The sequence below is a fragment of the Mariniluteicoccus flavus genome (genome assembly GCF_054776655.1).
Genome location: NZ_BAAHBN010000001.1, coordinates 494,490 through 517,724, shown reverse-complemented (window position 1 = coordinate 517,724; position 23,235 = coordinate 494,490). Strand labels below are relative to the sequence as shown.

General features: G+C 71.9%; 20 protein-coding genes and 2 tRNA genes. 15 read left to right on the top strand and 7 right to left on the bottom strand.

The features are described 5' to 3' along the window. Window positions 1-202 precede the first annotated feature (202 nt). The 3 genes from fdh to nrfD are packed head-to-tail and all read left to right on the top strand — an operon-like array spanning window position 203 to window position 5,573. Window positions 203-3,478: a formate dehydrogenase gene (fdh, locus tag ACYVAG_RS02635; protein WP_460766101.1), complete on the top strand. Its 3,276-nt coding sequence runs from the start codon at window positions 203-205 to the stop codon at window positions 3,476-3,478. Next, window positions 3,478-4,518: a 4Fe-4S dicluster domain-containing protein gene (locus ACYVAG_RS02630; protein WP_460766098.1), complete on the top strand. Its 1,041-nt coding sequence runs from the start codon at window positions 3,478-3,480 to the stop codon at window positions 4,516-4,518. Before fdh ends, ACYVAG_RS02630 begins: the two co-directional genes overlap by 1 nt. After that, on the top strand, window positions 4,515-5,573 hold the full coding sequence (gene nrfD / locus ACYVAG_RS02625) for an NrfD/PsrC family molybdoenzyme membrane anchor subunit (protein ID WP_460766095.1): 1,059 nt from the start codon (window positions 4,515-4,517) through the stop codon (window positions 5,571-5,573). The genes ACYVAG_RS02630 and nrfD overlap by 4 nt, the downstream gene beginning before the upstream one ends. Here nrfD and ACYVAG_RS02620 read toward each other — a convergent pair. Beyond that, a complete protein-coding gene (locus tag ACYVAG_RS02620) occupies window positions 5,534-6,010 on the bottom strand; it encodes a CPBP family glutamic-type intramembrane protease (protein ID WP_460766092.1) in 477 nt (158 codons plus the stop codon). The genes nrfD and ACYVAG_RS02620 overlap by 40 nt on opposite strands. A 16-nt stretch (window positions 6,011-6,026) precedes the next feature. Further along, window positions 6,027-7,040 (bottom strand): selenide, water dikinase SelD, encoded by a 1,014-nt coding sequence (selD, locus tag ACYVAG_RS02615; RefSeq protein WP_460766089.1) that lies wholly within the window; start codon window positions 7,038-7,040, stop codon window positions 6,027-6,029. Window positions 7,041-7,075: 35 nt separating this feature from the next. On the opposite strand from selD, the gene ACYVAG_RS02610 reads away from it, so the two are divergent. From ACYVAG_RS02610 to selB, 3 genes are all read left to right on the top strand, one after another. Next, window positions 7,076-7,171 (top strand) — tRNA-Sec (locus ACYVAG_RS02610). Between the two features lie 27 nt (window positions 7,172-7,198). After that, window positions 7,199-8,524, top strand: coding sequence for an L-seryl-tRNA(Sec) selenium transferase (gene selA, locus ACYVAG_RS02605; RefSeq protein ID WP_460766086.1), 1,326 nt, complete (start codon window positions 7,199-7,201; stop codon window positions 8,522-8,524). Further along, window positions 8,521-10,305 carry a selenocysteine-specific translation elongation factor gene (gene selB / locus ACYVAG_RS02600; protein WP_460766084.1) on the top strand — a complete coding sequence of 595 codons (1,785 nt, stop codon included), beginning with the start codon at window positions 8,521-8,523 and terminating at the stop codon, window positions 10,303-10,305. Before selA ends, selB begins: the two co-directional genes overlap by 4 nt. Before the next feature lie 27 nt (window positions 10,306-10,332). Here the strand turns inward: selB and ACYVAG_RS02595 are convergent, their stop codons facing one another. Then, window positions 10,333-11,133, bottom strand: coding sequence for an SDR family oxidoreductase (locus ACYVAG_RS02595; RefSeq protein ID WP_460766081.1), 801 nt, complete (start codon window positions 11,131-11,133; stop codon window positions 10,333-10,335). A gap of 144 nt (window positions 11,134-11,277) precedes the next feature. On the opposite strand from ACYVAG_RS02595, the gene ACYVAG_RS02590 reads away from it, so the two are divergent. From ACYVAG_RS02590 to ACYVAG_RS02570, 5 genes are all read left to right on the top strand, one after another. Beyond that, window positions 11,278-12,093 (top strand): TatD family hydrolase, encoded by an 816-nt coding sequence (locus tag ACYVAG_RS02590; RefSeq protein ID WP_460766822.1) that lies wholly within the window; start codon window positions 11,278-11,280, stop codon window positions 12,091-12,093. Further along, entirely contained in the window at window positions 12,090-12,743 is a 654-nt protein-coding gene (locus tag ACYVAG_RS02585; RefSeq protein ID WP_460766079.1) for a nitroreductase family protein, read from the top strand. The genes ACYVAG_RS02590 and ACYVAG_RS02585 overlap by 4 nt, the downstream gene beginning before the upstream one ends. Beyond that, complete coding sequence (gene rsmA / locus ACYVAG_RS02580) at window positions 12,740-13,585, top strand: 16S rRNA (adenine(1518)-N(6)/adenine(1519)-N(6))-dimethyltransferase RsmA (RefSeq protein WP_460766076.1); 846 nt, start codon at window positions 12,740-12,742, stop codon at window positions 13,583-13,585. Before ACYVAG_RS02585 ends, rsmA begins: the two co-directional genes overlap by 4 nt. A gap of 45 nt (window positions 13,586-13,630) precedes the next feature. Continuing rightward, a complete protein-coding gene (locus tag ACYVAG_RS02575) occupies window positions 13,631-14,560 on the top strand; it encodes a 4-(cytidine 5'-diphospho)-2-C-methyl-D-erythritol kinase (RefSeq protein ID WP_460766073.1) in 930 nt (309 codons plus the stop codon). 177 nt (window positions 14,561-14,737) lie between these two features. Continuing rightward, window positions 14,738-15,568, top strand: coding sequence for an LLM class F420-dependent oxidoreductase (locus ACYVAG_RS02570; RefSeq protein ID WP_460766070.1), 831 nt, complete (start codon window positions 14,738-14,740; stop codon window positions 15,566-15,568). Between the two features lie 58 nt (window positions 15,569-15,626). Here ACYVAG_RS02570 and ACYVAG_RS02565 read toward each other — a convergent pair whose 3' ends face one another. Then, window positions 15,627-16,394: a methyltransferase domain-containing protein gene (locus ACYVAG_RS02565; RefSeq protein WP_460766067.1), complete on the bottom strand. Its 768-nt coding sequence runs from the start codon at window positions 16,392-16,394 to the stop codon at window positions 15,627-15,629. 83 nt (window positions 16,395-16,477) lie between these two features. Between ACYVAG_RS02565 and ACYVAG_RS02560 the strand changes: the two genes are divergently transcribed. Beyond that, window positions 16,478-16,993, top strand: coding sequence for a MarR family winged helix-turn-helix transcriptional regulator (locus tag ACYVAG_RS02560; protein ID WP_460766064.1), 516 nt, complete (start codon window positions 16,478-16,480; stop codon window positions 16,991-16,993). Between the two features lie 222 nt (window positions 16,994-17,215). Here the strand turns inward: ACYVAG_RS02560 and ACYVAG_RS02555 are convergent, their stop codons facing one another. The 3 genes from ACYVAG_RS02555 to ACYVAG_RS02545 all read right to left on the bottom strand — a co-directional run bounded on the left by ACYVAG_RS02555 (window position 17,216) and on the right by ACYVAG_RS02545 (window position 20,551). Next, the gene (locus tag ACYVAG_RS02555; RefSeq protein WP_460766062.1) at window positions 17,216-18,577 is read right to left on the bottom strand and encodes an MFS transporter; all 1,362 of its coding nucleotides are present in this window, start codon (window positions 18,575-18,577) and stop codon (window positions 17,216-17,218) included. Window positions 18,578-18,638: 61 nt separating this feature from the next. Further along, on the bottom strand, window positions 18,639-19,412 hold the full coding sequence (locus ACYVAG_RS02550) for an SDR family NAD(P)-dependent oxidoreductase (RefSeq protein WP_460766059.1): 774 nt from the start codon (window positions 19,410-19,412) through the stop codon (window positions 18,639-18,641). Between the two features lie 524 nt (window positions 19,413-19,936). Further along, window positions 19,937-20,551: a TetR/AcrR family transcriptional regulator gene (locus tag ACYVAG_RS02545; protein WP_460766819.1), complete on the bottom strand. Its 615-nt coding sequence runs from the start codon at window positions 20,549-20,551 to the stop codon at window positions 19,937-19,939. A gap of 108 nt (window positions 20,552-20,659) precedes the next feature. On the opposite strand from ACYVAG_RS02545, the gene ACYVAG_RS02540 reads away from it, so the two are divergent. The 3 genes from ACYVAG_RS02540 (at window position 20,660) to ACYVAG_RS02530 (ending at window position 23,234) form a co-directional block, all read left to right on the top strand. Further along, window positions 20,660-20,738, top strand: a tRNA-Gln gene (locus ACYVAG_RS02540). A gap of 37 nt (window positions 20,739-20,775) precedes the next feature. Continuing rightward, a complete protein-coding gene (gene glmU / locus ACYVAG_RS02535; protein ID WP_460766056.1) occupies window positions 20,776-22,260 on the top strand; it encodes a bifunctional UDP-N-acetylglucosamine diphosphorylase/glucosamine-1-phosphate N-acetyltransferase GlmU in 1,485 nt (494 codons plus the stop codon). Continuing rightward, the gene (locus tag ACYVAG_RS02530; RefSeq protein WP_460766053.1) at window positions 22,257-23,234 is read left to right on the top strand and encodes a ribose-phosphate diphosphokinase; all 978 of its coding nucleotides are present in this window, start codon (window positions 22,257-22,259) and stop codon (window positions 23,232-23,234) included. Before glmU ends, ACYVAG_RS02530 begins: the two co-directional genes overlap by 4 nt. Window position 23,235 lies beyond the last annotated feature (1 nt).

Below are 23,235 nucleotides of genomic sequence, written 5' to 3'. Positions count from 1 at the left end.
TGGGTGGCTTCGACTCCTTCGTCGCTCAGCCAGCGTGGAGTTGAGTTGGCTGAGCGAGGCCGCTTGCGGCCGAGTCGAAGCTGGGCGGGTGGCTTCGACTCCTTCGTCGCTCAGCCAGCGTTCGACTCCTTCGTCGCTCAGCCAGCGTGGGGTGGCTCCCTTCCAGTACGCTGACCCCACGCATCGTCCGCGAGGAGGTCTCATGGTCAACCCCAAGGTTGTCCTCGAGTGGCCCGTCGTGCGCCAGTTCCGGTCCGGCGACCTCCTCGGGCGCGGTCCTTCGGTCACCTCGCAGAGGACCCGCAGCCAGACCAACCGCCTCGACGAGGCCGATCGCGTCGCCCAGAGCGTCTGCCCCTATTGCGCCGTGGGCTGCGGCCAGCGCATCTTCGTCAAGGACGAGAAGATCCTCCAGATCGAGGGTGACCCCGACTCGCCCATCAGCCGCGGGCGACTGTGCCCCAAGGGAGCCGCCAGCGAGCAGCTCGTGAACTCGCCGCGCCGCGTCACCAAGGTGCGCTATCGCCGCCCCCACGGCACCGAGTGGGAGGACCTCGACCTCGACGTCGCGATCGACATGATCACCGACCGGTTCCTGAAGACCCGCCACGACTACTGGCAGGAACAGGACGAGGAGGGCCACCGCGACCTCCACCGCACCATGGGCATCGCGACCCTCGGCGGCGCGACGCTGGACAACGAGGAGAACTACCTCATCAAGAAGTTGTTCACCGCGGCCGGCGCGATCCAGATCGAGAACCAGGCCCGCATTTGACACTCCGCGACGGTTCCCGGTCTGGGAGCCTCGTTCGGGCGGGGAGGCGCCACCCAATCACTCCAGGACCTCGCGAACTCTGACTGCATCGTCATCCAGGGCTCGAACATGGCCGAGTGCCACCCCGTGGGGTTCCAGTGGGTCACCGAGGCCAAGCTCCGCGGTGCGAAGGTCATCCACGTCGATCCCCGCTTCACGCGCACGTCGGCCCAGGCCGACCGCCACATCCCGCTGCGCGCGGGCTCCGACATCGCCCTGCTCGGCGGCCTGATCAACCACGTGCTGGTCAACGACCTGTGGTTCCGCGACTACGTCGTCAACTACACGAACGCGACGTCGCTGGTCGACGAGGACTTCGTCGACACCGAAGAACTGGGCGGCCTGTTCAGCGGCTACGACGACGAGCTGAAGGCGTACGACACCAAGAGCTGGGCGTACGCGCGGGACGAGGAGGCCGCGAAGGCGGGCGACCCCGGAGGCGTACGCGAGCACGGGAGCAAGCAGTCGGAGGCGTCGACCCCCGAGACGCACGGCTCGGGCGGGCCGGCCCTCGAGAACCAGGCGATCCTCAAGGACCCGACGCTGACCGACCCGCGCTGTGTCCTGAACGTCCTGAAGCGCCACTTCGCCCGCTACACCCCCGAGATGGTCGAGGAGGTCTGCGGCATCAGCCGGGAGGACTTCGCGTACCTCGCCGACGCGATGACCCAGAACTCGGGCCGCGACCGCACGACGAGCCTCTGCTATGCCGTCGGCTTCACCCAGCACACCGACGGCGCCCAGATGATCCGGGCGGCGTCGATCCTGCAGCTGCTGCTCGGCAACATGGGACGTCCCGGCGGCGGCATCATGGCGTTGCGCGGCCACGCGTCGATCCAGGGCTCGACCGACATCCCGACGCTCTACAACCTGCTGCCGGGCTATCTGCCGATGCCGATCGCGGGCTCGACCGACACCTTCGCCGACTACTGCGCGAGCATCGGATCGCCCCACCAGAAGGGATATTGGGCGAACGCCGAGACGTACGCGATCAACCTGCTGAAGGCGTGGTTCGGCGACGCGGCCACGGCCGAGAACGACTGGTGCTTCGGCCGGCTCCCGAAGCTGACGGGCGCCCACGGCACCTACCAGACCGTGATGCGCATGCTGGACGGCAAGGTCGGCGGCTATTTCGTCGTGGGTCAGAACCCCGGCGTCGGCTCGGCCCACGCCCGCATGCAGCGACAGGCGCTCGCGAAGCTCGACTGGCTCGTCGTACGCGACCTCCAGCTCATCGAGACCGCCACGTTCTGGGCCGACTCCCCGGAGATCGCGACCGGCGAGCTCGTCACCGAGGACATCGCCACCGAGGTGTTCTTCCTGCCCGCGGCCTCCCACGCCGAGAAGTCCGGCACGTTCACCCAGACCCAGCGCCTGCTGCAGTGGCGCCACAAGGCGGTCAACCCGCCGGGCGACGCCCAGAGCGAGCTGCAGTTCTTCCACCTGCTGGGACAGAGGATCCGCGAGAAGCTGGCCGGCTCGACCGACGAGCGCGACCGCGCGCTGCTCGACCTGACGTGGGACTACCCGCTCGACGACGAGGGCGAGGTCAGCCCCGAGGCCGTGCTGCAGGAGATCAACGGGCGCCACGTCTCCGGCGAGAAGGCGGGCGAGCTGCTGTCGGCGTACACCGAGATGGAGGCCGACGGCTCGACCTCGGGCGGCTGCTGGATCTACACCGGCGTGTTTGCAGAGGGCGTCAACCGCGCGGCCTCCCGCGTACCGGGTCGTGAGCAGACCGAGATCGCGCCCGACTGGGGCTGGGCGTGGCCGGCGAACCGCCGCATCCTCTACAACCGCGCGTCGGCCGACCCCGACGGGCGTCCGTGGAGCGAGCGCAAGAAGCTCGTCTGGTGGGACGCCGACGCCCGCCGGTGGATCGGCGACGACGTGCCCGACTTCCCGATCGGTACGCCGCCGGACCACCGCGCGGCGCAGGACGCCGGCGGCCCCGACGGGCTCGACGGCACCGATCCGTTCGTCATGCAGGCCGACGGCGTCGGCTGGTTGTACGCGCCCAAGGGCCTGGTCGACGGGCCGATGCCGACCCACTACGAGTCGCCGGAGACGTCGGTGACGAACCCGCTCTATCCGGTCCAGGCCAGCCCGACGCGCATCACGTTCCCGCGACGCGACAACCTCAACGCGCCGTCCGGTGACGCCCCCGGCGCCGATGTCTACCCGTACGCCTTCATGATCTATCGCCTCACCGAACACCACACCGCGGGCGGCATGAGCCGCTGGCTGCCCTACCTCGCCGAGCTCCAGCCCGAGATGTTCTGCGAGGTGTCGCGCGAGCTCGCCGCCGAGCGGGGCCTGGAGAACGGCGGCTGGGCCACGATCGTCTCGCCGCGCTCGGCGATCGAGGCGCGCGTGCTCGTGACCGACCGCGTACGCCCGCTCCGCATCGCGGGCCGCGTCGTCCACCAGATCGGCATGCCCTACCACTGGGGCGTCGGCGACCGCGCCGTCGTCACCGGCGACTCGGCCAACGACCTCCTCGGTGTCGCGCTCGACCCGAACGTCCAGATCCAGGAGGGCAAGGTCGGCAGCTGTGACATCCGACCGGGCCGCCGCCCGCGCGGACGCGACCTGCTCGACCTGGTGGCGGACTACCAACAGCGGGCCGGGTTGACCCCCGAGACCGGCAAGGAGCGTCCCTGATGGACATCTGGCGCAACCAGCTCAGCGGGCCCACCAACCCGGCCGCCGACGCCGCGTGGGGAGGGCTCGAGGAGACCCGCAAGGGGTTCTTCACCGACACCTCGATCTGCATCGGCTGCAAGGCCTGCGAGGTCGCGTGCAAGGAGTGGAACCACGTCCCGTCGCGCGCCGACGGCGGCGAGGGCCGCGAGATGTTGGGGTCGTCGTACGACAACTCCGGCTCACTCGGCGCCAACACCTGGCGCCACGTCGCGTTCGTCGAGCAGGGCCCCGACCAGCTCGAGCGCGCGCGGCGCAGCGGCGCGGTCGACCTCGGCATGCCGGCCGTACGCGGGCCCGAGGCCCCGGTTCAGGCGCCCCTGTCCCCGCCGCAGCAGGCCGAGTCCCCGCCGCAGCAGACCGGGCCTGACACCCCCGGCCTCCCGCCGGTGCGCTGGCTGATGAGCTCGGATGTCTGCAAGCACTGCACCCACGCCGGCTGCCTCGACGTCTGCCCGACCGGCGCGCTGTTCCGCACCGAGTTCGGCACCGTCGTCGTCCAGGCCGACGTGTGCAACGGCTGTGGCTATTGCGTGGCGTCGTGCCCGTTCGGCGTCATCGGGCGCCGCGACAACGGCACCGTCGAGGTCGCCGGGGGGACCGAGGCGATCCCCAACGGCGGCGTCGCCCAGAAGTGCACCCTCTGCTACGACCGGCTCAAGGCCGACCAGCAGCCGGCCTGCGCCCAGACCTGCCCCACGACGAGCATCAGGTTCGGCGACCACGACGCGATGGTCGACGCCGCGCGCGAGCGCCTCGACGTGCTCCACGCCCAGGGCCACACCGAGGCCCGCCTCTATGGCGCGAACCCCGACGACGGCGTGGGCGGCACCGGCTCGGTCTTCCTGCTGATGGACGAGCCGGAGGCGTACGGCCTGCCGCCCGACCCCGTCGTGACGACCCACGACCTGCCCCGGATGTTCACCCTGGCAGGGATCGCCGGCACCGCCATGATCGGCGTGGTGCTGGCCGTGTTCGCCGGGAACGGAAGGATGCGATGACGACCAGCCCGTTCGACGCCGACCGCCCGCCCGAGCCGCCGCGTCGCGGGGGAGGCCGCGGGGGCCGCCGCGGCGACCCGAACGCGACCGTGCCCGACGTCGAGTTCACGAGCTATTACGGCCGCCCGATCGTGAAGCCCGCGCCGTGGGGCCACGAGATCGCGGCCTACCTGTTCCTCGGGGGTCTCGCCGGCGGGTCGGCGCTCGTCGGCGCCGGCGCCCACCTGACCGGACGCCGCGGGCTGCGCCGCCACGCCCGCGCCTCGGCGCTGACGGCGATCGGCCTCGGTGGTGTCGCGCTGGTCGCCGACCTCGGGCGGCCGATGCGGGCGCTGAACATGATGCGCACGGTGAAGCTGACCTCGCCGATGAGTGTGGGCTCCTGGATCGTTGCGGCCTTCTCGGCGTGCGCGGGGGCGGCGGCCGCCGCCGAGATTGGGCAGGCCGTGCTCAGGCCCGGCAGCGGTCTGCGGAAGGTGGTCGACCTCGTCGATCCCCTCGCGAGCGTGGGCTCGGCGTTCTTCGCGCCGCCGCTGGCTGCGTACACCGCCGTGCTGCTCTCCGACACCGCGACCCCGCTGTGGCACCAGTCGTTCCGCGAGCTCCCGTTCATCTTCGTGTCGTCCGGCACCGCGGCCGGCTGCGGCCTCACGATGGCGACCGCGCCGACCGCCGAGACCAGCCCCGTACGCCAGCTCGCGGCCCTCGCGGCGGCGTGCGACCTGACGGCCGACCACCTGCTCGAGCGCCGGCTCGGCGAGGAGGGCCAGCCCCTGCGCGAGGGCCACGCCCACCACCTCCACGCGGCCGCGCGTACGCTGACCGCCGTCGGCGGCGTCGGGGCCCTGCTCGCGGGGCGCAGCCGCGTCCTCAACGCGGTGTCGGGCGCAGCGCTCCTGGCGGGCTCGGTGTGCACGCGCTTCGCCGTCTATGACGCTGGCATCGCGTCGGCCAAGGACCCGATCTACACCGTCCGGCCGCAGCGCCGCCGTGCGGAGGCGAAGCGGGCCCAGGGTCAGGGCGTCACCCAGCGGGGCGGGGACTGGCCGGGCTGACGTTCCCGGGGGCTCTCGGCGCGGTGGGCCGAGCTGAGGACGACGGCGGCGAGCCGGGCGTACGCCTGCTCCAGCCGCGCGAGGACGATGCCGCGGACGAACAGCTCCTCGTTGAGGCCGACCAGGGCGAGGGTGAGCCCCCACAGGAGGAAGCCCGGGGGCCGTTCGCGCAGGCCGTGAGGAGCCAGCCACAGGGCGACGTCGGCCACGAGCGGGACGAGCCAGAGCAGGGCGGTCCAGGAGCGGGGGACCAGCCCGCCCAGCCGACCCCAGAGGCCGCGGCGGTGGACGATGACCACGGCGGTGACGGCCAGGGCGAGGTTGGCGCAGAGCCCGGCGTACCAGCCCAGGGGCGCGGTCAGCCACACCACGACGACCATGATCAGCAGGCGCAGCAGCATGACGGCCACCGCGTCGAGCAACGCCCTCCTGCGCATGGGCGTCACTCTAGGGTCAGCGCACCTCCACCGCCGCCTCGCCGCGCGCCACGAACTCGCCGATGACCGTCGCGCCCGGGATCTCGCCGGCGACCAGCAGCCCGCCGGAGGTCTGGGCGTCGGCGAGCAGCAGCAGCTCGTCCTCGTCGACGCCCGCCGACAGGTGGGGGCGGACCCAGTCGAGGTTGCGTCGGCTGCCGCCCGGCACGAAACCGTCGGCGAAGCTGCGCCGGGCCCCGTCGAGATAGGGCACCCCCGCGGCGTCGACCACCGCGGTCACGCCCGAGGCCCGCGCCATCTTGAAAAGGTGGCCGAGCAGGCCGAACCCCGTGACGTCGGTGGCGGCGCGGATGCCGGCGTCGAGCGCCGCCCGCGAGGGGACGTCGTTGAGGGTCGTCATCGAGGCGATGGCCTCGGGAAACACCTCGCCCGTGGCCTTGTGCCGGTTGTTCAGGACGCCGACGCCGATCGGCTTGGTCAGCGAGATCGGCGTGCCCGCGGTCGCGGCGTCGTTGCGCAGCAGCCGATCGGCGTGGCCGAGTCCGGTCACCGCGAGGCCATATTTCGGCTCCGGGTCGTCGATCGAGTGGCCGCCCGCGAGCGGGGTGTCGGCCAGCGCGCAGACGTCCAGACCGCCGCGCAGCACCTCGGTCGCGAGCTCGGCGGGCAGCACGTCGCGCGGCCACCCGAGCAGGTTGATGGCGAGGACGGGGCGCCCGCCCATCGCGTACACGTCGCTCAGGGCGTTGGCGGCGGCGATGCGACCCCAGTCGTACGCGTCGTCGACCACGGGCGTGAAGAAGTCGGTGGTCGAGATGACGACCTGGCGGTCGTCGGTGCCGGGGCGCACCAGCACGGCCGCGGCGTCGTCGCCGTCATCGAGGCCGACGACGAGCCCCGGGCTGGGCCGGCCGACGAGTCCGGCGACCATCGCCTCGAGCTCGCCCGGCGGGATCTTGCAGGCGCACCCACCGCCGTGGGCGAACTGGGTGAGGCGGATGGGGCCTGTGGGGGACTGGGCGCCGGTCATGACCCCAACCTAGGGGGCGCTACTCTGGCCGCCCCGGAGGCGTATGAGTTCCTGGTGGGCTCCCCGGTCTTCAACACCGGTGAGGCCGAGCATCTCGGCCTGGCGGGTTCGATTCCCGTCCGCCTCCGCCATCAGTGCGTGGACCAGCTGGCGAGAGGATGCGCGTGGACGAGCGGCGCAGGACCCCGCGTACGGACGTGGTGCTGGGCGACCCGCGCTTGGTCGCGGCGATGCGTACGCACGGGCGCGCGCTGGTCAAGGAAGCCGTTGCGCGGGCACAGCAGCGCGTGCGGGACGGCGAGATCGCGCCCGGGGCCGTGGCCGACGCTGCCGTCGCCGACCTGGCACCCGTGAGCTCTCTGCGGCCGGTCATCAACGCGACCGGGGTGGTCGTCCACACCAACCTGGGGCGGGCGCCGCTGTCGCGGGCGGCGCGCGAGGCCGTGGCGGCGGCCTGCGGCCACGTCGACCTCGAGCTCGACCTCGAGACGGGGCGGCGCTCGCGCCGCGGGGCGGGGGTCGAGGGGGCGCTGCTCGCCGCCGTCGAGCCCGCGGAGGCCGCGATGGTCGTCAACAACGGGGCCGCCGCGCTGGTGCTGGCGACGACCGCGCTGGCTGCGGGCCGCGAGGTCGTCGTCTCGCGCGGCGAGCTGGTCGAGATCGGCGACGGCTTCCGGCTGCCGGACCTGATCGCGTCGACCGGCGCGCGGCTGCGCGAGGTCGGCACCACGAATCGCACCCACCTGGCCGACTATGCCGACGCGATCGGCCCCGAGACGGGCTGCGTGCTCAAGGTGCACCCCAGCAACTTCCGGGTCGAGGGCTTCGCGCACGGGGTCGACGTCGCCGAGCTGGCGGGCCTGCGGATGCCCGGCGGCGAGGTGGTGCCGGTGGTGGTGGACATCGGGTCCGGTCTCCTGGCCCCCGACCGGGGGCTCCCTGACGAGCCCGACGCCGCCTCCGCGCTGGAGGCGGGCGCCGCAGTCGTCACGGCGTCGGGGGACAAGCTGCTCGGCGGGCCGCAGGCCGGCCTCCTCCTGGGCTCCGGCGACGCGGTCCAGCGGCTGCGCCGCCACCCGCTGGCCCGCGCCCTGCGGGTCGACAAGCTCACGCTCGCGGCGCTGGAGGCGACCCTGCGGGGGCCGGAACCTCCGGTCACGGTCGCGCGCCGCGCGGGGGCCACCCCGGATCTGATCGCCCGGACGGACGCCCTCGCCGCGGCGGTGGGCGGCCGCGTCGTCGCCGTCGACGGGCGCGTGGGCGGCGGGGGAGCCCCCGGCGTACCGCTGCCCGGGGTCGCGGTCGCCCTGCCCGGCGACCACCCCGACCGGCTGGCGCTGGCGCTGCGTACGGGCGCGACGGCGGTCATGCCGCGCATCGATTCCGGCGCCTGCCTGGTCGACCTGCGCTGCGTCGACCCCGCCGAGGACGCGGACCTGACCGCGGCGGTGCTGGCCGCGCTGGCGGGCGAGGGCCGCGCGTGAGGGTGATCGCGACCGCCGGCCACGTCGACCACGGCAAGTCGGCGCTCGTACGCGCCCTCACCGGCACCGACCCCGACCGCTGGGCCGAGGAGCACCGGCGCGGCCTGACCATCGACCTGGGGTACGCGTGGACGCGGCTCCCGGGCGGGGAAACCGTGGCCGTCGTCGACGTGCCGGGCCACCAGCGGTTCATCGCGAACATGCTCGCGGGCGTCGGGCCGGCTCCCGCGGTGCTGTTCGTCGTGGCGGCCGACGAGGGGTGGCGCGCCCAGAGCGGCGAACACCTCGACGCGGTTCGTGCGCTCGGCATCGAGCGCGCCGTCGTCGCGATCACGCGCAGCGACCTCGCTGAGCCGGGGCCGGCGATGGCGCAGGTGGGCGACAGGCTCGCGGGGACTGCGCTGGCGGGCTGCGAGGTCGTGGCGTGCTCGGCGGTGACCGGCGAGGGGCTCGACGACCTGCGCGCGGCCCTGGCCCGGCTGTGCGCGGCGTCGCCGGAGCCGGAGGTCGACGGCCGCGTACGCCTGTGGGTGGACCGGGTGTTCACCGTCCGCGGCGCGGGGACGGTGGTGACCGGGACGCTCGAATCGGGGCGGGTGCGCGTGGGGGACCGGCTCGCGGTGAGTGGGGTTTCGGGGGCTCGCGACGCGACCGTGCGCGGGCTGCAGAGCCTCGAGGTTGCGGTGGGCGAGGCGACGGCGACCGCCCGCGCGGCCGTGAACCTGCGCGGTGTGGCGACCGACGAGGTGGCGCGCGGCGACGTGTTGCTCGGTGGTCCCTGGCACCGCACCTCCGCCGTGGACGCGCGGCTCGACGTGGCCGCGGATTCCCTTCCTGAGCACGTGATGGCGCATGTCGGCACGGCGGCTGTGGAGGTCCGCGTACGCCCGTTGGCGGGACAGGTGGCGCGGCTGACGTGGGTCGGTGGGCTGCCGCTGGCGGTCGGGGACAGGCTCGTGTTGCGCGACCCGGGACAGCAGCGCGTGGTCTGTGGCGCCGTCGTGCTGGACGTCGATCCGCCGGCACTCACGCGGCGCGGTGACGGGCGGCGCCGGGGGGAGTCGCTCGCGGACGTGCCGGCGGTGCTCGACGTCGAACGCGAGGTGACACGGCGCGGCTGGATGCGTGGGGAGGCACTGTGGGCGCTGGGGGCGAGTGAGGGTGAGGTCGCGGCGGCGACGGGGTCCGGGGTGGTGCGGGCGGTGAGTGGCGTGCTGGTCGCGCCGACGCAGTGGGACGTCTGGGCGAAAGAACTGCGCGCCGTGGTGGAGGGTGCCGTTGCCGGCGATCCCCTGCAGGGAAGGATGTCGGCGCGTGCGGCGGTCGAGGCGATCGGGGTTCCCGAGGCGTCGATCCTCGCCGAACTGGCCCCGGCCGCGGGTCTGGAACTGGCCGAGGGATATCTGTCGCTGCCGGGACGGGCCGCCGACCTGGGCGCGGCGGAGCCGGGGGTGGCCTCGCTCGAACGGCGTCTGGCGGAGCGGCCGTTCGCGGCGCCGGAGCGCGACGAATTGGTTGCTCTGGGGCTTGGCGTCAAGGAGGTGGCGGCGGCGGTGCGGCTCGGGCGTCTGGTCGAACTCGGGGACGCGATCGTGCTCGCGCCGACCGGCCCGGCTCGGGCCATGCGTGAGTTGGCCGCCCTTCCGCAGCCGTTCACGACCAGCGAGGCCCGTCAGGCACTGGACACGACGCGGCGCGTGGTCATCCCGCTGCTCGAGGAGCTCGACCGGCGGGGCTGGACGCGTCGGGTGGATGCGTCGCACCGCGAAGTGGTGCGGTGACGGGCGCCCTTGTCGGGGGTTCGTGGCTCAGCGGCGGAAGCCGCCCTCGGTGCTGAGCACCTGCCCGACCATCCAGCGACCCTCGTCGCTGACGAGCCAGGCCACGAGCCGCGCCGGGTCGTCGGGCTCGCCGAAACGGCCGGTGGGGCAGTGGGCGAGGATGTCGTCCAGCCGATCGGCGCGGTCGGAGGTGTCGGCGTCGAGATAGCCGGTGTTCACCGGGCCGGGGTTGACGGTGTTCATGACGATGCCGCGGTCGATGAGGTCGTCGGCCACGCTCGGGGTGAGGCCGGCGAGGGCGGCCTTGGAGGCGGCGTACGCGATCTCGTCCGACATCGGGCCGGCGACCTGGCCGGAGGTGAACCAGATGACGCGGCCGCCGTCGCGGCCGTCGTGCTGGGCCGCGAAGGCCTTGGTGGCAAGGATTGTGGAGCGCGCGTTGACCGCCCAGTGGCCGTCGAGCGACTCGGCTGTCTGGTCGGCCAGGGGTCCGTCGTCGCCGGAGCGCGCGTGGTTGCACACGAGAATGTCGAGGTGGCCGAGCCGGTCGTGGGCTCGCGCGACGAGGTCCTCGCCGGCGGTCGGGGCGGCGAGGTCGAGGCTGAGGTCGGCCAGTCGGGCTCCGGGGGCGAGGCGCGACCGCAGGGCGTCGCGGACGGCGTCGAGGTCGTCACCGCCCCAGGGCTGGTCGGCGTCGTGGGGCTGCCAGTGCTGCGTGACGAGGCTCGCGCCCATGGCGGCCAGCCGCGCGGCGATCGCGAAGCCGATGCCCTGGCGGCGGCTGACGCCGGTGACGACGGCGGTGCGGCCGTGGAGGGGGAAATGCATGCCCCCACGCTATGTGCCGATGCGCCGTGTTCGATCGAACCCTCGATGCAAAGCAATGGTGTCTCAGCCCCTCCATCGCGCATCGAGCGTGCGATCCGACACGCTGACCGTAGACTCTGCCCGGTGAAGGACGAGCTGCCCCCGATGCCCGAGGCCCTGCCGCGACCGGTGGTCGACTCCCACTGCCACCTCGACACCGCGTTCGAGGTCGTCGGCCACGACCCGGCCCGCGCGATCCGCCAGGCCGCCGAGGCCAACATCACGCGCATCGTGCAGGTCGGGTGCGATGTCGAGGGCTCGCGCTGGGCCGTCGAGGCGGCCGCGCGCTTCCCCGAGGTCGTCGCGAGCGTCGCGATCCACCCGAACGACGCCGCTCGACTCGGGTCCGACCTGCCCGCCGCCCTCGAGGTCGTCGCCCAGCTGGCCGCCACCGGCGGCGACCGCGTGCGGGGCGTGGGGGAGACCGGGCTCGACTATTTCCGCACGCGCGACGCCGACGCCCAGCGCGTCCAGAAGGAGTCCTTCGCCTTCCACATCGCGCTGGCGAAGGAGCATGACAAGACACTCGTCATCCACGACCGGGACGCCCACGACGACATCCTCGCCGTGCTCGACGCCGAGGGCGTGCCCGCGCGCGTCGTGATGCACTGCTTCTCCGGCGACGCCGACTTCGCCCGGGCCTGCCTCGACCGCGGCGCCTACCTGAGTTTCCCCGGCCCCGTGACCTACAAGGCGAACGCCGACCTGCGCGAGGCGCTGCGGGTGACTCCCCGCAACCGGCTGCTGACCGAGACCGATGCTCCCTATCTCGTGCCGGTGCCCCACCGTGGCTATCCCAACGCGAGCTATCTCATCCCCCACACCGTGCGGTTCATGGCCGCCGAGCGCGGCGACGACCTCGCCGAACTCTGCGATTCCCTGACGGACAACGCGTTCGCGGCGTTCGGAGGTGCGTGGTGACTCCTCGTCTCGGCCGCGAACGGCCTCGCTCGGAGATCGAGGGCGATGCGCGTGACTCTCGCTCGGAGGTCGACCGGGTGATCCGGCGTCGCCGGATGGTCCGGGAATACACCTCCGAGCCCGTCGACCGCGAGACCGTCGACGCCCTCCTCGACCTCGGCGTACGCGCTCCCTCGGCCGGCTTCTCCCAAGGCGTCAACTTCCAGGCCCTCGACGGTGACGACCTGTCCCGGTTCTGGGAACTCACGGTGGACGATGCGACCCGCTGGCTCGAGCGCATGTCGACCGCGCCCGTGCTCATCCTCGTGTGGTGCAGCAAGGAGGCGTACCTCGATCGCTACGCCGAGCCCGACAAGGGCTGGACCGACCGCGACGAGGGGCGTTGGCCCACGCCGTTCTGGTATGTCGACGCGGGCATGGCGGCGGAGAACATCCTCCTGGGCGCGGTCGACCGCAGACTCGGCGCCTGCTTCTTCGGCATCCCGCCCGAAAAGGTCGATGCGGTGCGCGCCGGCTTCGGCGTACCCCCCGACCAGTTGGTCGCCGGCGTGATCAGCCTGGGCCATCCGGCCGAGGCCGAGCAGTCGGGGTCGCCGCTGCGGCGCGCCCGCCGCTCGCGCGAGACTCAGGTGCGCTGGGGGCAGTGGTGACCGGCCTCCTCGACCCGACCTCGGTGCGCGCGCTCGCCACCCAGCTCGACCTGCGGCCGACCAAGCAGCGCGGCCAGAACTTCGTCACCGACGCCAACACCGTGCGGCGCATTGTCACGCTCGCCGCGGTGAAGCCCGACGACGTCGTCCTCGAGATCGGTCCGGGCCTCGGGTCGCTGACCCTCGGCCTGCTCGAGGCCGCGCGCCATGTCACGGTCGTCGAGATCGAGGACCGCCTCGCCGAGCGGTTGCCCCACACCGTCGCCACCCGCATGCCGGAGGCCGCCGACAAGCTGACGGTCATCCATCGCGACGCCCTCCTCGTCGACGAGCTCCCCGAGCCCGCGCCGACGACCGTGGTGGCGAACCTGCCCTACAACGTCAGCGTCCCGGTGCTGCTCCACCTGCTCGCGCGATTCCCAACCCTGCAACGCGGTCTGGTGATGGTGCAGCTCGAGGTCGCCGACCGGCTCGTCGCGAAGCCGGGCTCCAAGGTCTACGGCGTGCCCTCGGTGAAGATGGAGTGGTACGCGGCCGCCCGCCGCGTCGGCACCGTCCCACCGAGCGTCTTCTGGCCCGTCCCAAACGTCGATTCCGGGCTCGTCGAGATCGTCCGCCGCGACCCGCCCCCGACGACGGCGACGCGCGAACAGGTCTTCGCGGTCATCGACGCGGCGTTCGGCCAGCGACGCAAGATGTTGCGGGCCGCCCTGGCCGGCATGGCGGGCGGATCGGCCGCGGCGAGCGCGGCCCTCGATGCCGCTGGCATCGACCCGACCGTGCGCGGCGAGTCGCTGACGGTGGAGGCGTTCGCGCGGATCGCAGAGGCGCTGCACCGCTGAGGGACCCCGGGTCCCTGTGGGCTCGACGTCCACTACGTTGGCGGCGTGGCCTCACCCATGCTCCCGGAGCCGACGTCCGTACGCGTCCGCGTCCCGGCGAAGATCAACCTCGCGCTGTGCGTGGGGGCCGTCGGCGACGACGGCTACCACCCGCTGACGACGGTGTTCCAGGCGGTGTCGATGCACGACGAGCTGGTCGCCCAGCTCGAGGAGCCGGGCCACTTCTCGCTGGCGATGAGCGGTGAGGGCGCCTCGACCGTCGCCGTCGACGACTCCAACCTCGCGATGCGGGCCGCCCGCCTGGTGGCCGACCGGTTCGGCGGGGACGACCGCCACGGCGTACGCATGACCATCAAGAAGTCCATCCCCGTCGCGGGCGGCATGGCCGGGGGCTCGGCCGACGCCGCGGCCGCGTTGCTGGCCTGCTCGGTGTTGTGGGACCTCGACGCCGAACACGAGGAGCTGCGCGAGCTGGGGGCCGAGCTCGGCGCCGACGTGCCGTTCTCGCTGCTCGGCGGCACCGCGATCGGCACCGGACGCGGCGACGAGCTCGTGCCCGCCCTCACGCGTGGCACCCATCACTGGGTGATCGCGCTCGCCGAGGGCGGACTGTCCACCCCGGCGGTCTATCGCCGCTTCGACGAGCTCCACCCCGACGGGCGCCCGACCGACATGCCGACCGACCTGATGGACGCCCTGGCCCGCGGCGACAGTGCCGCCCTGGGCCCGCTGCTCCGCAACGACCTCGCCGAGGCCGCCATCGACCTCAAGCCCGAACTGCAGCAGACCCTGGACGCCGGCCTCGAGCTGGGCGCGCTGGGCGCGATGGTCTCGGGGTCTGGCCCGACCTGCGCCTTCCTGTGTGGGAACGAGGACGAGGCCATCACGCTGTCGACGGCCCTGTCGTCGGAGGGTGTCGCCCGCGCCGTACGCCGGGTCCACGGCCCGGTCGCGGGCGCGCGGCTGATCAGTTGATCACCCCAGCCCCCGACTCATTGAGCCCTACTGCGACTGATCGAGCCCCATGGGGCTCGCTGGGTGACAGTTGGGCTCGCTAAGACGCAGGGGCCACCGCGCCCTGTCCCGGGACCCGGCCTACGCGGGTTCGCCGGGCTGTGCCAGAGTGCTGCGCAGCCCAGCCAAGGAGGAGCCGTGACCGATCCCCGCCCCGCCCGCATCGGCGTACAGATCCAGCCGCAGCACGCCGACTATCCCGCGATCCGCCGCGCCGTCGCCCGGGCCGAGGAGGCCGGTGCCGACGTGCTCTTCAACTGGGATCATTTCTTCCCACTCAACGGCGATCCCGACGGCAAGCACTTCGAGTGCTGGACCATGCTCGCGGCGTGGGCCGAGGCGACCGAGCGCGTCGAGATCGGCGCCCTGGTCACGTGCAACAGCTATCGCAACCCGCAGCTGCTCGCCGACATGGCCCGGACCGTCGACCACATCTCGGCCAAGGCCGGTGAGGGACGCCTCATCCTCGGCATCGGGTCGGGCTGGTTCGAGAAGGACTACGAGGAGTATGGCTATGACTTCGGCGACAAGATCAGCCGCCTCGACGACCTCGACCGCGACCTCCCGATCCTCAAGCGGCGTTGGGAATCGCTGAACCCGCGGCCCACGCGCGAGATCCCCGTGCTGATCGGAGGGGGCGGGGAGAAGAAGACCCTCCGCATCGTCGCCGAGCAGGCGAACATCTGGCATGGCTTCGGCGACCCGGAGACCATCGCCCACAAGCATGAGGTGCTCGACCGCTGGTGTGCGAAGGTGGGCCGCGACCCGCTGGAGATCGAACGGTCGGCCGGCGTGTCGCCCACGCCGGGCCGCGTTCCCGAAGACGTGAAGGACTATGCGGGCAACGCCGACGAGCGGTACGCGGTCGGCACCCGGCTGTTCACCATCGGCACGAGCGGCCCCGACTACGACCTGGGTCCGCTGCGCGAGCTCGTGGCGTGGCGCGACGAGAAGAACCGGGCGAACTGACCGGTCGGGTGGCGGAGTTGAGCCGTGACTACGCGGCTCAACTCCGCCACCCACCCGGTCAGGACCCCCTCCGGCCCACCACGAACGACCGCGGGAACGGCAGCACGGTCCCCAGCTCGGTCTTCGGGTACGCCCGCCTCAGCAGCGCCTTGTAGTCCTCCGCGTACTCCTCCCGGAGCCCCGCCGGCAGCGCGTCCAGCGTCGGCCGCGCGCCCGTCGACGAGATCCAGTCGAACACCGCGTCCTCGCCCTGCAGCACGTGCAGGTAGGTCGTCTCCCAGCCGTCCACCACGAATCCCAGCCCGTGCAGCCGCCGCATCACGTCGGTCGTGTCGACCATCCGCGTGCGCGCGACGCCCTCGAGGTGGGGCGCGAATCGCGGGTGCTCGCCCAGCTCGCGCATCAGCACGTGGTTGGGCTGGTCCCAGTTGCGCGGCACCTGGAACGCGACCCAGCCGCCTGGGACGACGTCGGTGACCAGGTCGGGCAGCAGGGTCGGCCAGTCCGGAATCCATTGCAGGGTGGCGTTCGAGACCAGCACGTCGACCGGCCCGTCGGCCCGCCACTCGCGCAGGTCGGCCTGGACCACCTCGACTGTCGGGGCCCCCGTGCGGGCACGCTCGAGCATCGCCGCCGAGGAGTCCACGCCGACCACCCGCGCGTCGGGCCAGCGCTCGGCCAGCGTGACCGTCAGGTTCGCCGGCCCACAGCCGAGGTCGACGACGAGACCGGGCGAGGCGGCACCCACCCGTGCCATCAGGTCGTGGAACGGGCGGCCGCGCTCGTCGGCGTACGCCAGGTAGTGCGTGGGATCCCAGTCGCCCATGCGGCCTCCTCGGTCGGGTGGTGTCGAGACCGAGAGTGCGCCCCAAGAATCTCGATGTCAAGACACTTGGGTACGCTCGGGCCATGCCCGACGACAGCAGGGACGACCCGCGTGACGACGATGTCGACCGCCTGCTCCGCGACTGGGCGCGCGAGCGCGCCGACCTCGACCTCAGCCCCATGGAGGTCCTCTCGCGCGTGTCCCGGCTCAGCCTGCTGCTCGACCGGGCCCGGAACGACGCGTTCGCCGCCCATGACTTCGTCACGTGGGAGTTCGACGTCCTGGCGGCGCTGCGCCGCGCGGGGAAGCCCTATGAACTGTCGCCGGGCCGCCTGCTGCGGGAGACGCTCGTGACGTCGGGCACGATGACGAACCGCGTCGACCGGCTCGTCGGCCGCGGCCTGGTGGAGCGTCGGCCCGATCCCGGCGACCGGCGCGGCGTGCTCGTACGCCTGACCCCGGCCGGACGGGCCGCCGTCGACGGGGCGCTCGAAGCGCTGCTGGCCAGGGAGGCGGAGCTGCTCGGGTCGCTGGCGGCCGATGAGCGGAAGGCGCTGTCGGGGCTGCTGCGGCGGCTGATGACGAGGTTCGGGGAGTGACTTCGACTCGCTGGCGCTCGCTCAGTCAACGTGGGTACGCGCGCTCGCTCAGTCAACGTGGGTACGCGCGCGCGCTCAGTCAAGTTGGCTGAGCGAGGCCGCCTGCGGCCGAGTCGAAGCCGCCTGCGGCCGAGTCGAAGCCGCATGCGGCCGAGTCGAAGCCGCAAGGCCCCCGCACCCAATCCGGGTGCGGGGGCCTCGTTCACGGCGAGGGGACTGCGGTCAGTGCCCGGCCTCGATGCGCTCGCCCGTGGCGCCCTTGGGCGCCGGGGCCGCCTTCAGGATCAGCGTGATGATCGCCGCGGCGATCATCGCACCACCGACGATCCACAGGCCCGTCCTCTGGTTGCCCGTCAGGTCGGCCATCCAGCCCGTGATGTAGGGGGCGGCGAAGCCCGACAGGTTGCCGATCGAGTTGACCAGGGCGATGCCTGTGGCCGCGGCCGCTCCGGTGAGGAACGTCGTCGGCAGGGTCCAGAACACCGACAGGAACGCCATGATGCAGACGGTGCAGATCGTGACCATGAACATGGCCATGAACGGGTTGCGCATGTACAGCGTGATCGGGATCGCGATGCCGCCGAGGATCAGCGGCCCCGCGGTGTGCCACACCCGCTCCTTGGTGCGGTCGGAGTGGCGACCCCAGATCAACATCGCGATCACGCCGAACACGAACGGGACGGCGTTGATCAGGCCGTTCTGCACGACGGTGAACTTGGTGTTGTAGGTCTGCGCGAACCCCTTGATGATGGTCGGCAGGAAGAACGACAGGGCGTACAGGCCGTAGACGCCGCCGAAATAGACCAGCGAGAGCGCCCACACGCGCGGCATCTTGAGCGCCTGGCCCATGCCGACTTCATAGGTGCTCTGCTTGTGGTCGTGCTCACGGTCCAGCTGGTTCTGGAGGGTGTCCTGCTCCTCCGGCGTGAGCCACTTCGCGGAACGCGGGCGGTCGGTCAGGTACCACCAGCAGATGATGCCGAGGATGATCGACGGGATGCCCTCGAGGAGGAACATCGCGCGCCAGCCCGCCATGCCGAAGAACGACCCGTGCGTGTACTGGATGATCAGGGTGGACAGCGTCGAACCCAGTGCGCTCGACAGCGGGATGGCGGTCAGGAACAGCGCCGTGTATTTCGCCCGGTCCTTCTGGGGGAACCAGTAGGTCAGGTAGAGGATGATGCCGGGGAAGAAGCCCGCCTCGGCGATGCCCAGCAGCACGCGCAGGCCCATCAGCCAGCCGGCGTTGGGGACCCACGCCATGACCGTCGCGACGATGCCCCACGAGACCATGATGCGGGCGATCCAACGCCGCGCGCCGAACTTGTGGAGGGCGATGTTCGACGGCACCTCGAGCAGCAGGTAGCCGATGAAGAAGAGGCCGGACGCGAGTCCGAACGCGGCCTGCGTCAGTCCCAGGTCCCTGTTCATGCCGTTCGGGCCGGCGAAGGCGATGTTCGTCCGGTCCAGGTAGTTGATGAAGTACAGGATGATCAGGAACGGGACCAGTCGCTTCGCGACCTTGGACACGGTTCTTTCCAACGCCGCCTGGTCGGCCACCTCGTCGTGGACGGTCGTGCTCATGGAGGGCCTTTCGTGGGAGGGATTCCCGTCTGGACGGGGATTCAGGGTTTCGCCGACGGGTTCAGTCGCGCGGCAGCGGGGGGTCGAAACGGCCGTCGATGGCGGTCCAGCCGCCGTCGACGTTGATGGCGGCGCCGGTCACGAACGTCGAGGCGTCCGAGGCGAGCCAGATCACGGCGCCCACGAGTTCGTGGGGCTGTCCCCAGCGCTTCAGGGCGCTTGCGTCGGCGTACGCGGCGTACCAGTCGGGGGACTGCTTGATCTGCGCCGTCAGCGGCGTCTCCATGACGCCCGGACAGATCGCGTTCACGCGCACGCCCTGGGGCCCCAGCTCGGCCGCGGCGGTCGCGACGAGTTTGAGTACGCCGGCCTTGGCGGCCGCGTACGCCGACTGTCCGGGCTCGACGACGTGGGCGCGGAGCGAGGAGAAGATCGTGATGGAGCCGCGGCCGGCCTCGGCCATGCGGCGGCCGAACGACTGGATGGCGAAGAACGGACCCTTGAGGTTCAACGCGAGAACGCGGTCGAGCTCATCGGGCGTGTAGTTCAGCAACGGCTTCCGGATGTTCGCCCCGGCCGTGACCACCAGGGCGTCGACGGCCCCGAGCTCGGCGGCCAGCGTCTCGACGGCGACGGGGTCGGTCAGGTCGAGCGCGTGGCCCGAGGCATTGGGGAGCGAGGCGGCGACGTCCATCGCGAGGGCGCCGTCGATGTCGGCACAGACCACACGGGCTCCGAAGTCGGCGAGGGCGCGGGCGAGCTCGACGCCGATGCCGCCGACGCCGATGAGCACCACGGTGCGACCGTCGAGCCGGAACAGATCCGTGCTGGCCACGCTGCCACCCTCCTTCGCGCGGCGCGTGCCGTCGCTGGGTGAACTGTGCTCCTGACCAGCGGGACGGTCAAGATCTGGAACGATTTATCCGACATTTGGAATCAGGTCGTGATGAACCGGGCTTCGACTCGCTGGCGCTCGCTCAGCCAGCGTCTCCTCACGTTGCCTGAGCGAGGCCGCTTGCGGCCAAGTCGAAGGTGGCTTCGACTCGCTGGCGCTCGCTCAGCCAACGTCCCCGCACGTTGCCCGAGTCGAAGGTGGCTTCGACTCGCTGGCGCTCGCTCAGCCAGCGTCTCCTCACGTTGCCTGAGCGAGGCCGCTTGCGGCCAAGTCGAAGGTGGCTTCGACTCGCTGGCGCTCGCTCAGCCAACGTCCCCGCACGTTGCCCGAGTCGAAGGTGGCTTCGACTCGCTGCGCTCGCTCAGCCAACGTCCCCGCACGTTGCCCAAGTCGAAGGTGGCTTCGACTCGCTGCGCTCGCTCAGCCAGCGTTGCGGGCTGCGCGCGCTCGGCCGGCGTCTCCGCTCAGTCGCGGTCCCGCGTACGCGCCCGCAGCCGCGGGTTCGCCTCGATGTTGCGCAGGCCGTTCCAGGCGAGGTTCACGAGGTGGGCCGCGACGTCGTCCTTCTTCTGCTTGCGGTTGTCGAGCCACCACTGGCCGGTGAGCCCGACCATGCCGACGAGCATCTGCGCATAGAGCGGGGCCGCCTTCGCGTCGAGCTTCCGCGCCTTGAACTCCGCCACAAGGATGTCCTCGACCTGTGACGCCACATCGCTCAGGATCGACGCGAACGAGCCCGCCGACGAGCCGACGTGGGAGTCGCGGACCAGGATGCGGAAGCCGTCGGTGTGGGCCTCGACATAGTCGAGCAGGGCGGTGGCCGCATATTCGATCAGGTCGCGCTGCGACGCCTGGTCGTGGAGCAGGGAGCTGCGTACGGAGTCGAGCAGCGTGCGGACCTCGCGGTCGACCACCACCGCGTAGAGGCCCTCCTTGCCGCCGAAGTGTTCATAGACGACCGGCTTCGACACCGCCGCGCGGGCCGCGACCTCCTCGATGGAGGTGCCCTCGAACCCCTTGCCGGCGAACAGTCCGCGCGCGATCTCGATGAGCTGTTCGCGGCGCTGCTGACCGGTCATCCGGACACGGCGGGGGGTGCGGTTGTCGGTCACACCGGCCAGTCTCGCACGCCTCGGCGTCGGGACCGGTAGTCTGACCCACGGCCCCGGAGCTGCACGCGGGGTCGTTCCCCGGTTGGTCTGCCGGCAGGGCCCGCCTGACTTTGAATCAGGACAAGCGACGCAGGTTCGACTCCTGCCCGGGGAGCGAGGTTCGCCGACCGCACCGTCTTGAGGGAGACCCCTTGTCCGAGCACATCGCCGCCGTTGTCGTCCTCGCCGCCGGGGGCGGCACCCGCATGAAGTCGCAGCGGTCCAAGCTGCTCCACGAGGTCGCGGGCCATTCGATGCTGTCGTACGCGGTGTCCGCCGCCGAGGCCGTCGCGCCGCAGCACCTCGTCGTCGTCGTGGGCCACCAGCGCGAGCAGGTCGAGGCCCACCTGGGCGAGATCGCGCCCGAGGTCCGCACCGCGGTGCAGGACCAGCAGAACGGCACGGGCCACGCGGTCCAGTGCGGCCTCGCGGGGCTCGACGACCTCGAGGGCGACGTCATCGTGACCTACGGCGACGTGCCGATGCTCACCGGCGAGACGCTGCAGTCGCTCGTCGCCGCCCATCGCGAGATGGCCGACCAGGTCACCGTCCTGACCGCGCGCGTGCCCGACCCGACCGGCTATGGCCGCATCGTCCGCGACGCCGACGGCCTCGTCGAGCGCATCGTCGAGCACAAGGACGCCGACGACGAGCTCCGCCGCATCGACGAGATCAACTCCGGCATCTACATCTTCGACGCCCGCGTGCTCCGCGACGGCCTGGCGCGCATCACCAGCGACAACGCCCAGGGCGAGCTCTATCTCACCGACGTGCTCGGCATCGCCCGCGGCGACGGGCTGCGCGTGGGGGCGTACGAGGTCGACGACCTGTGGCAGACCGAGGGCGTCAATGACCGCGTCCAGCTCGCCCGCATGAACCGCGAGATGAACCGCCGCCTGTGCGAGAAGTGGATGCGCGCAGGGGTGACGATCCTCGACCCCGCGACCACGTGGATCCACGCCTCGGTGGACATCGCGGCCGATGTCACCGTGCTTCCCGGCACGTTCCTCGAGGGGGCGACCTCGATCGCCGCGGGCGCCACGATCGGCCCCGACACGACGCTCGTCGACTGCGAGGTCGGCGAGAGCGCGACCGTCGAGCGGTCGAAGGCCACGCTGGCCGTGATCGGTGCCGGCGCGAGCGTTGGCCCGTTCGCGTACGTCCGCCCCGGCAGCCGCATCGGCGCGAAGGCGAAGGTCGGCACGTTCGTCGAGACCAAGAACACCACGATCGGCGACGGCGCGAAGGTGCCCCACCTGACGTACGCGGGCGACGCGATCATCGATGCCGGCGCCAACATCGGGGCCGGCACGATCTTCGCCAACTACGACGGCGACAACAAGTGGAAGACCCACATCGGCCGCAACGCCTTCGTGGGTTCGAACTCCGTGCTTGTCGCGCCCGTCGACATCGGCGACGCGGGCTTCGTCGCGGCCGGCTCGGCCGTGACCGAGAACGTCGCGCCGGGCGCGCTCGCCGTGGCCCGCGGGCGCCAGCACACCTCCGACGGCTGGGTGCAGCGTCGCAAGGCCGGCACGAAGTTCGACGCCGCCGCCGGCGAGGCGGGGGCGTACGCGCCCCACGGCGACGTGGTCGCCGACCAGCAGCGCCAGCGCGGCGAGGGCGACGCGCGATGAGTGGGGTCAAGAAGAACGACCAGAAACACTTGATGCTGTTCTCGGGGCGTGCCTACCCCGAGTTGGCCCAGGAGGTCGCCGAGCTGCTGGGCGTCGAGCTGACGCCGACGCGCTCGGTGACCTATGCGAACTCCGAGATCTATGTCCGCTTCGAGGAGTCGGTGCGCGGCGCCGACGCGTTCGTGATCCAGTCCCATCCGGCGCCGGTCAACGAGTGGATGATGGAGCAGTTGATCATGGTCGACGCGCTCAAGCGCGCCTCGGCCGAGCGCATCACGGTCGTCTCGCCCTTCTATCCGTACGCCCGCCAGGACAAGAAGCACGTCGGCCGCGAACCCATCTCGGCGCGCCTGATGGCCGACCTGTACGCCGCCGCCGGCGCCCATCGCCTGATGTCGGTCGACCTCCACGCCGCCCAGATCCAGGGCTTCTTCGACGGGCCGGTCGACCACCTGTGGGGCCTGCCGGTGCTCGCCGACTACGTGAAGGACAAGTACGCGAGCGAGGACCTCGTGGTCGTCTCGCCAGACGCTGGCCGCGTACGCCTGGCCGACCTGTGGACCGACCGCCTCGGCTGCCCGCTGGCGATCATCCACAAGCGGCGCGACCCGAATGTCGCGAACCAGGTCGCGGTCCACGAGGTCGTCGGCGACGTCGAGGGGCGCGTGTGCCTGCTGGTCGACGACATGATCGACACCGCCGGCACGATCTGCCAGGCCGCCGATGCGCTGAAGGCGCGCGGTGCGTCAAAGGTGATCGCCGCGGCGACCCACCCCGTGCTGTCGGGGCCGGCCGTCGAGCGCCTCAACGCGAGCGCGTTCGAGGAGGTCATCGTGACCAACACGCTGCCGATCACCGCGAATGTCGAGATCAACAAGCTGACGGTGCTGTCGATCGCGCCGCTGCTCGCCCGCGCGATCAACGAGGTGTTCGAGGACGGCTCGGTCACGTCGCTGTTCGACGGCCAGAGCTGAC